An 8,117-nucleotide genomic window follows, 5' to 3' on the forward strand; every position below is an offset into this window, starting at 1 on the left:
TTTGACGATATAATGAATAGAAAGAGGTGAAACGATGAGAGCTTGGATTGGAATCTTGTTTTTTGCAGGACTATTAGCAACTTCTTTGACGCTTGCGAATGCATTGAAAGAAGAAATCGAAAAGACAGATGAAATTTTATCTTGGGGACAAGAACTAGTGTCAGAACAACCACTCTCGTCGAAGCATGCGATCACGCTCGCGTACAACGGTGGCGAACAGCAGATTTACTTGGCAGGTCGCCGAAATGATGTCTCCCCAAAGGCATTACCTGAGCACATTCAAGAAGCCATCATGATCATTGAAGACCGAAAATTTAATGCCCATCCCGGCTACGATTTGAGCGGGATTGCCCGGGCATTTATTAATAACGCGAACGAGACATCTGTTCAAGGTGGAAGTACAATCACCCAACAGCTCGCACGAAATGTTTATCTCACGCATGAACGGACATATGAACGAAAAGTGAAGGAATTATTGATTGCACGAGCATTGGAAGAAAACTATAGCAAGAAAGAAATTTTAACTGCTTATAGCAACGTCATTTTCTTCGGACATAACGTATATGGCATTCAATCTGCGGCCGATACATACTTCTCGAGACCGCTCGCCGACCTCAACTGGAATCAACTCGCGTATTTGTTGACGGTACCGAACAATCCGTCACTCTATGATCCGCTCAATCCGTCAGATGCTTATTTCGAGCGAAAAGACCGGATTTTGACACAACTATTCGAGGCGGGCGCCATCTCAAAAAGCGCCTACGATCAATATCATGGTGTGAAACTGCAAGCCGCTTATCGAAGTCAAACGATTCAATATCCGGACTATATGGATACGGTCGTTCGTGAAGCGATTCAGTTAGTACGCTCTCGATACGATTTGGATGATGCCGAAGCACGAGATTATTTATCGACGCATGAAGCAACGATCGAGACGTATTTATCGACAGCCAAACAGACGAATGCGAAGCGCGTGATGAGTCAGCTTCCATCCGGGTTAAACGGAGGATATACGGAAGTGACACCACAAGGACGAATCGTGGCGATGGTTGATTCGGAAATGACACAAGTCGGTGAATTCAACCGCGCAACGCAAGCCTATCGTCAACCGGGGTCCGCAATCAAACCGATTCTTGTGTTCGCCCCATTCATTGAAGAGACGGGGGCGACGCTTGAGACGGTTCTCGATGGACGACCAGCTTGCTATGGTTCTTATTGTCCAGGTAACAGTCATAATCGTGTGTTAGGCGATGTGTTATTGAAAGATGCGGTCGCCTATTCCTACAACACGCCGGCCTTGGCTGCTTTCTCTGTCGTTGATCAACCACGCGCCTATGAGACCGCCGATATGATGTTCAGTCAATGGGATGAACAGGACGAGAACTTGGCGAGCGCGCTCGGCGGTCTCACGCAAGGGGTCTCCCCGAAAGAGCTTGCTGCCGCCTACACACCGTTCTTAAACAAAGGCGTCTATACATCCGGTCATACGATCAAAGAAATTACATTCAAGTCTGGCGAGCCCGCATTGACTCCTATCTTGACCGAGGAGGCAGTCTGGTCTCCCGATACGATGACTACGATGAAGAAGGCTTTAACGACCGTCACGACATACGGGACGGGACGTTACGCGAGTAAGGTGAAACGTGATTATGAGTACCTCGGAGGAAAGACAGGGACGACGAACGATAATAAAGATATGTGGTACGTCGGACTTACAGATCAAACGATCACCGCCATTTGGCTTGGGGCCGACACGCCTCGACCGTTCCCCGAACTTGCCAACCGTGCTTACCCGGCAATCGTCTGGACAGAGGCACATTGATTAAAAAGAGTCAGCCGAATTTTATCAGCTGACTCTTTTTTTGATGACTCACACTCTGCGTTCGATTCGCATATGATAATTCCCCCAGTGTTTCAATAATTCATCGTGATTTATGAGTTTCCATGGGTTAAAACGAACTTGACCGTGCTTGTTGAAATATAGGTTTTCTCGAACACAGTAACTGGCGTGAACTAGTTGCTCTTGTTCGTTCCAAAAAGTAAGGACGTCACCTGCTTCCGGCACAGCATCCGTCACCGTTTCAAAACTGCTCTGTAAAATCGTTTGAAGAAACGTCTCTGGATGAACCCATTGATGAATCATCCACTCGCTTTGTGTGGTTGCATATAATGTCGCAGCCAGACAGTTACTCCCCTCATGTATCGGAAATGTGTTCGCATATGTAGCAAGATGAGCTGGTGTCCGTTCATCACATCGTTCCCCTTCCCATGCATCCCATTCTTTCGCATAACTGAATACAAGGGAATGACGAGTTTTCGATGAAAGTTCATTCCAATTCGATTCATGTAAGACAATGAAAGATTGCCCATCCCTCTCCACGACCGCGTCATCGGATACCTCATTCCGCTGCTCAACCGTAAGAGGTAAAACAAGCCCACGATTCGCCTTCACCTGATATTCAAGAATACGGGACTTGACGTCCTGACGTAAACCATCAATCGCGTTTGACTGGGCATGCACAACATGTGTGACGCCTTCTCCCATCATCCATGTCAGATAGGCATTCGAAAGATGCGGATTTTTATAAGCGGGGTGACGGGAAAACTCTTCTCTCGGTAAAATGAGGACACTACTCGGCAAATCTTCAAAGAAAGTAGCATCGATCCAGTACAACGTTTCTTTTGGAACAAACGTCTGACACCACGCCTCTATTTCATCAAACGTCGGCTCAAATTTTTCTCTCATAAGATGATATCTCCGACAGAGTTAAACAGCCGCAGAATCGACCACCCTAATCCACTGATCAATGTCGCCCACATGACACCTTGCATGAGCAACAAGCCGATTGCACGGGGAACGGACATCGATTGACTCACTTGCCAGACGTAGTAAAAGAGATACATCAATAACGTACAGACAAGGACGGCCATGACAGCAAGTAATGTATTCAGAAACAGAAAACTGATCCCAGAACCGATGAGGAAGATAATCGCTCCAGGCTTAAGTCGATGGAGTGACGTCCCGTTTGTTTCTCGCGCAAAAAAAGCGAAGCCGAGTTGATTGAACGTATCGGCGACCAGTTTGAGTGCACTAAACAACATAAAGAAGATGGTGAAGAACACGACGAGTACGAATACTTTCGTTTCTTGCACGGATAACAGTTCAATGATTTCACTATATACGCCAATTTGATTCAGCCACTGGATCACATACTCGGACGTCGCAATCGCAAGTGACATGGAAAACAAAATAATTCCGATGAGTGGTGCATAGCTCAGTAAGTACACATTCGTTTTCATGTTCCTTCTCCAATTTCACAGTAATTTCTTATATTCAGTGCAATTCTACTACCAAGTATATTATACTATTTATAGTTATGGAGATTAAAAGGGGGATTTTTGGATGGGCCTATTATTGATGGTTGGAATCAGCGTCGTCTTCCTCGCAGCGATTTTGACAGCTGGATATAACCGTAAACCTGAGGGTAACGAATAAGAGCCGGGATTCGTAAGAATCCGGCTCTTTTTTTATTTCAACCCTGCATATCCCTGTTGGCGTAGAGCCTCATATACAATAATGGCAGCTGTATTCGACACGTTCAATGAACGGACGAGGTTCGATTGTGGAAGACGGATACAACGGTCTAAGTTGTTCTCAATCACTTCCATCGGTAATCCTTTCGTTTCACGACCGAACACAAAGAAGTAGTCGCCTTCTACGTCCGAAACGTCTAAATCGCTCGGATATTGTTCTCCGTACTTCGTGATATAGAAGAACTGTCCGTCCGGATGCTTCTCCCACAATTCCTCTAACGAGTCATGGTAGCGTACATCGACAAATTGCCAGTAATCTAACCCTGCACGCTTCAACATTTTATCATCCGTCGAGAAGCCGAGCGGACGAATCAAATGAAGAACCGAGTTTGTCGCCGCACACGTACGTGAGACGTTTCCTGTATTTGCTGGTATTTCTGGTTGAAACATTACGACATGAATCGCCATAGTTCATTTCCCTCACTTTTTCATTTCAAATTCAAGTAGGCGTTGCTTTTCAGACAACCCTCCTGCAAAGCCGACAAGCTTTCCACTGCTTCCAATCACCCGATGACACGGAAATAAAATCGGTAACGGATTTCGGTTGAGCGCTTGGCCGACGGCACGAACAGCTTTCGGTCGACCGATTTGTTCTGCAATTTGTTTATATGTCCGTGTCTCACCGTATGGAATCGTCAACAACGCATCCCATACTTCCTGTTGAAATGGTGTTCCCTTCATTTCAATGTAGGCACGATCTGATTCATGGAACCCATGCTGCTCGACGCGCATCATAAGATGTTGTAACCAGTCAGGAGCTTCTTCTGACGGTTCATGTGTGGTGAACTCAAGAGCTGTCAGTTTGCCTGCTGCGTTTAATTCATACGCTAACGGTCCCCATTTAGACGACACGATCTTCATGTGTCCACTCCTCTCGATAGATACGAATCTCTTCATGTACCATGTCAGACACTTCTTTACGTTCAATTTCTTCAAAAATCGATTCGGCATCAGGACCAAGAATTGCACCGATCGCCCATACCGCAGTCGCTCGCATGTCCTCTCGTTCATCATTCCTAATAAATTCACGTAAAATCGGAATCGCAGATGGTTCACGATAATGTGCTAGTGCCAAAATCGCATTTCGCTGAATCGGTTTCTTTCCACGCCATGCGCCAGATAAATGTCCGAATTTTTGTTTGAACTCTCGGTTACTCAATGTCAAGAGCGGCTCTAAGAGCGGTTTGACGATTTCTGCTTCCGGTAACAGTTCTTCATGGTGACGCCAATCCTTTTTACGGTTGTACGGGCAGACTTGCTGGCACGTATCACATCCGTATAGGCGCCCTCCAAGTTTCGAACGAAACTCTCGTGGCATCAACGTTTTCATTTGAGTTAAATAGGCGATGCAGCGTTTCGCATCTAGTACGCCCGGTTCAACGAGTGCTGTCGTCGGGCAGGCCGTCATACATTTATTACAGTCGCCACACCCATCTTCAATCGCTTCATCCGGTGGCAAGTAAACGTCTAAAATCATTTCCCCCAAATATAAGTACGATCCCTTCTCAGGTGAGATGATGGAGCAGTTTTTTCCGCTGAAGCCGATTCCGGCTCGTTCAGCGACGGCCCGGTCTACGAGCTCACCCGTGTCGACCATCGAGCGCGTACGCACTCCAGGAACCAGCTCTTCAATATACGTTTGAAGCTGCTCTAATCGATTACCGACGGCGCGATGGTAATCTAGACCCCATGAGGCTCGGGCAAATAGCCCTCGCCTCTCTCCAGCGACACTACGGGGTGCGTCCTTCAACTTACTTGGATAGGCAATCGCAATCGCAATGATTGACTGGGCTTCTTCGAGTAAGAGTTCCGGGTTTGTACGCTTCTCTAGGTCGGGCTCTTCAAACCCAGAGGCAAACCCTTTCTCTTGCTGTCGAATGAGTCGCTGTTTCATGACGATGAACGGATCAGCCGTCGTCACTTTCAACTCGTCGATTCCGATGGTTTCGGCATACTCAAGGATTTGTTGTTTTATTGTGTACGGGTCCATTCCGTTCACCTCCTTTATATATTTTCGCATACAAAAAATCTCTCCGCCACTCGGCAGAGAGATATGAAGCGGGTGAAGAGAATCGAACTCTCGTCATCAGCTTGGAAGGCTGAGGTTTTACCATTAAACTACACCCGCATGAAATATTGTTGTCGTTCAAGCGACTACAGTTAATATACACCTATACCATTAAACTGTCAACAAGTATTCGTAAGTTTTTCTGGAATCACCGAAAAAAATATTTCAATATACCTTAATCACTAATATTATGCCTGTACAAATAACGATTCAAGTGGTCTGATTACACGAAATGTTCGTCCATGCCCTTCTGTCTCGGCATATGTCAACTCCATCAAGCGTCCTGATTGATACATATTGATCTAAAGGAAGGAATCTTAGGTATGGTTATTTTGCCCTCACTCCTTCTCACAATGGAGATTCATTCAAGTAAGTTTCAGGATGCTCTTTCTAAGATCAAATATTCTGTCGCCGCAGCCACTCTTGTTCATAAGAAAACAAGAAATCCCACTTTTTCTTAATCGTCCAGTCAAATATTCGAATCACGTCTACGTGATCAGGATAGCGAGAAAGAAAAGTCATCGCCACAATTAAAGCATCATCCTTAACGATTCGCTTTCGACTAATCAGTTGCCGGACACGTTGGATGATGACCGGGATAGCACTTTCATTCCCATGAACACTAATCGCATACATTGCTTCATACTTCACTTCAATCGACCGACGACTCATACATTCAATAAATAGAGGTAATAGCGACTCATCGCTGAGTTGTGTAAGTGTTCGAATCGCAGATGATGCTACGCCTCCGTTCTGATGTTCTGCTAGCTTGATAAGAGACGGAATCGTTTCCTTGTTTCCTACGTACGACAGTTCTCCAACAAGATATTGAAGAGCCATTGCATCATGAGCTTGAACCGTTAATTGGGTACGTAAGAAACATTCGGCTTCAATTGGATCACAAAGATGAAATACCTGAATAGCATCATATTTAACCTGCCAAGCGGAGTGTGTCGCATACGGAACCAATTGTTTTACAGATACAATCCCTTGATACCCATCGTCTAGTGTTGCGAGATGCCCTAATAAACTCGACAGTACATATTTGTTCGATTCAAGACCTAACCGATCAACGAGAAATAAAAAGACATCACGATCACCTAGGTGTCGCCCAATATGGTAGAGGATAAAATATAGTGAGTCACGTTGTTCATGCGATTCTAATCGCTCGACCAAATCGATTGCGAGAGGAATGATAGTCCGGTCTCGTAGCGTCTCGGCATAACGAAATGCATGCCACGAGATGGAGTCATCACTCGTATCTGTATCACCTTGGTGATTCATTCGTTCGATTAAATCGAGTAATTGTTGCTCCGTCATATCAAGATCACCTCAATACATTTTTATATACAAAAAAGACCCTAACCTCAGTTAGAGTCATACGGATACCGGTGGTCGGAGTCGAACCGACACTCCAGAGGAACACGATTTTGAGTCGTGCGCGTCTACCAATTCCGCCACACCGGCATATTATGTTGGAGGCGCCAGTCGGAATCGAACCGACGATAGAGGAGTTGCAGTCCTCTGCCTTACCACTTGGCTATGGCGCCAAAAAGTCATTGGAGCGGAAGACGGGATTCGAACCCGCGACCCCGACCTTGGCAAGGTCGTATTCTACCACTGAACTACTTCCGCAAAATGGCTGGGCTGGAAGGGATCGAACCTTCGCATGTCGGAATCAAAATCCGATGCCTTACCACTTGGCTACAGCCCAATAATAATGGGGCGACTGAAGGGAATTGAACCCTCGAATGCCGGAATCACAATCCGGTGCGTTAACCACTTCGCCACAATCGCCATGATTAAATTAAAACAGGGGCAGCAGGAATCGAACCCGCGCTGACGGTTTTGGAGACCGTAGTTCTACCGCTAAACTATGCCCCTAAGTGGTGGGGGGGGGCGGATTCGAACCGCCGAACCCGAGGGAGCGGATTTACAGTCCGCCGCGTTTAGCCACTTCGCTACCCCCCCACATATGGTGGCTTTGGACGGAATCGAACCGCCGACACAAGGATTTTCAGTCCTTTGCTCTACCAACTGAGCTACAAAGCCATATGTAGTCTTGATTTTCTAAAAATAAAAATGGCGGTCTCGACGGGATTCGAACCCGCGATCTCCTGCGTGACAGGCAGGCATGTTAACCCCTACACCACGAGACCGGACATTAATTGCGGGGGCCGGATTTGAACCGACGACCTTCGGGTTATGAGCCCGACGAGCTACCAGACTGCTCCACCCCGCGACGATATAAAATTAAATGGTGACCCGTACGGGATTCGAACCCGTGTTACCGCCGTGAAAGGGCGGTGTCTTAACCGCTTGACCAACGGGCCATTTTTGAATTTTGAAAAACTGGCGGAGAGCAAGGGATTCGAACCCTTGAGACGGTTTTGCCGCCTACACGAATTCCAATCGTGCTCCTTCGGCCACTCGGACAGCTCTCCAAAAGAGAAAG

7 protein-coding genes and 13 tRNA genes are annotated in these 8,117 nt (G+C 46.5%); 1 reads left to right on the forward strand and 19 read right to left on the reverse strand.

Features of this window, described 5'->3' with window-relative positions; all coding sequences use genetic code 11:
- Positions 1–34: 34 nt before the first annotated feature.
- Positions 35–1,822, forward strand: a complete 1,788-nt coding sequence (locus tag PJK55_RS07135; protein ID WP_271305246.1) for a transglycosylase domain-containing protein — start codon at positions 35–37, stop codon at positions 1,820–1,822.
- 48 nt (positions 1,823–1,870) lie between these two features.
- Here PJK55_RS07135 and PJK55_RS07140 read toward each other — a convergent pair whose 3' ends face one another.
- From PJK55_RS07140 to PJK55_RS07230, 19 genes are all read right to left on the reverse strand, one after another.
- The gene (locus tag PJK55_RS07140; protein ID WP_271305247.1) at positions 1,871–2,746 is read right to left on the reverse strand and encodes a hypothetical protein; all 876 of its coding nucleotides are present in this window, start codon (positions 2,744–2,746) and stop codon (positions 1,871–1,873) included.
- On the reverse strand, positions 2,743–3,300 hold the full coding sequence (locus tag PJK55_RS07145; RefSeq protein WP_074032604.1) for a DUF5366 family protein: 558 nt from the start codon (positions 3,298–3,300) through the stop codon (positions 2,743–2,745). Before PJK55_RS07145 ends, PJK55_RS07140 begins: the two co-directional genes overlap by 4 nt.
- A gap of 228 nt (positions 3,301–3,528) precedes the next feature.
- Positions 3,529–4,002, reverse strand: coding sequence for a tRNA (uridine(34)/cytosine(34)/5-carboxymethylaminomethyluridine(34)-2'-O)-methyltransferase TrmL (trmL, locus tag PJK55_RS07150; RefSeq protein WP_026826698.1), 474 nt, complete (start codon positions 4,000–4,002; stop codon positions 3,529–3,531).
- Positions 4,003–4,014: 12 nt separating this feature from the next.
- Complete coding sequence (locus PJK55_RS07155; protein WP_271305248.1) at positions 4,015–4,455, reverse strand: methylated-DNA--[protein]-cysteine S-methyltransferase; 441 nt, start codon at positions 4,453–4,455, stop codon at positions 4,015–4,017.
- Positions 4,436–5,584 (reverse strand): tRNA epoxyqueuosine(34) reductase QueG, encoded by a 1,149-nt coding sequence (gene queG / locus PJK55_RS07160; RefSeq protein WP_271305249.1) that lies wholly within the window; start codon positions 5,582–5,584, stop codon positions 4,436–4,438. Before queG ends, PJK55_RS07155 begins: the two co-directional genes overlap by 20 nt.
- A gap of 67 nt (positions 5,585–5,651) precedes the next feature.
- Positions 5,652–5,722, reverse strand: a tRNA-Gly gene (locus PJK55_RS07165).
- 336 nt (positions 5,723–6,058) lie between these two features.
- The gene (locus tag PJK55_RS07170; protein WP_271305250.1) at positions 6,059–6,982 is read right to left on the reverse strand and encodes a HEAT repeat domain-containing protein; all 924 of its coding nucleotides are present in this window, start codon (positions 6,980–6,982) and stop codon (positions 6,059–6,061) included.
- A gap of 66 nt (positions 6,983–7,048) precedes the next feature.
- Positions 7,049–7,129: transfer RNA gene (locus tag PJK55_RS07175), tRNA-Leu, on the reverse strand.
- 9 nt (positions 7,130–7,138) lie between these two features.
- Positions 7,139–7,212, reverse strand: a tRNA-Cys gene (locus tag PJK55_RS07180).
- Positions 7,213–7,222: 10 nt separating this feature from the next.
- Positions 7,223–7,297 (reverse strand) — tRNA-Gly (locus PJK55_RS07185).
- 4 nt (positions 7,298–7,301) lie between these two features.
- Positions 7,302–7,376, reverse strand: a tRNA-Gln gene (locus PJK55_RS07190).
- Between the two features lie 7 nt (positions 7,377–7,383).
- Positions 7,384–7,459: transfer RNA gene (locus PJK55_RS07195), tRNA-His, on the reverse strand.
- 16 nt (positions 7,460–7,475) lie between these two features.
- Positions 7,476–7,546, reverse strand: a tRNA-Trp gene (locus PJK55_RS07200).
- Positions 7,547–7,549: 3 nt separating this feature from the next.
- Positions 7,550–7,633 (reverse strand) — tRNA-Tyr (locus PJK55_RS07205).
- A 5-nt stretch (positions 7,634–7,638) separates the two neighbouring features.
- A tRNA-Phe gene (locus PJK55_RS07210) sits at positions 7,639–7,714 on the reverse strand.
- 31 nt (positions 7,715–7,745) lie between these two features.
- Positions 7,746–7,821, reverse strand: a tRNA-Asp gene (locus PJK55_RS07215).
- Positions 7,822–7,830: 9 nt separating this feature from the next.
- Positions 7,831–7,904: transfer RNA gene (locus PJK55_RS07220), tRNA-Met, on the reverse strand.
- Positions 7,905–7,920: 16 nt separating this feature from the next.
- A tRNA-Glu gene (locus tag PJK55_RS07225) sits at positions 7,921–7,995 on the reverse strand.
- Between the two features lie 20 nt (positions 7,996–8,015).
- Positions 8,016–8,106, reverse strand: a tRNA-Ser gene (locus PJK55_RS07230).
- Between the last annotated feature and the right edge of the window lie 11 nt (positions 8,107–8,117).

The organism is Exiguobacterium sp. MMG028 (assembly GCF_027947425.1).
GTDB lineage: Bacteria > Bacillota > Bacilli > Exiguobacteriales > Exiguobacteriaceae > Exiguobacterium > Exiguobacterium aestuarii_A.

Excerpts from the sequence above, each read along its gene's own strand:
- queG (WP_271305249.1), bottom strand. The coding sequence starts at position 5,584 with ATGGACCCGTACACAATAAAACAACAAATCCTTGAGTATGCCGAAACC.
- PJK55_RS07155 (WP_271305248.1), bottom strand. The coding sequence starts at position 4,455 with ATGAAGATCGTGTCGTCTAAATGGGGACCGTTAGCGTATGAATTAAAC.
- PJK55_RS07145 (WP_074032604.1), bottom strand. The coding sequence starts at position 3,300 with ATGAAAACGAATGTGTACTTACTGAGCTATGCACCACTCATCGGAATT.
- PJK55_RS07170 (WP_271305250.1), bottom strand. The coding sequence starts at position 6,982 with ATGACGGAGCAACAATTACTCGATTTAATCGAACGAATGAATCACCAA.
- PJK55_RS07135 (WP_271305246.1), top strand. The coding sequence starts at position 35 with ATGAGAGCTTGGATTGGAATCTTGTTTTTTGCAGGACTATTAGCAACT.
- trmL (WP_026826698.1), bottom strand. The coding sequence starts at position 4,002 with ATGGCGATTCATGTCGTAATGTTTCAACCAGAAATACCAGCAAATACA.
- PJK55_RS07140 (WP_271305247.1), bottom strand. The coding sequence starts at position 2,746 with ATGAGAGAAAAATTTGAGCCGACGTTTGATGAAATAGAGGCGTGGTGT.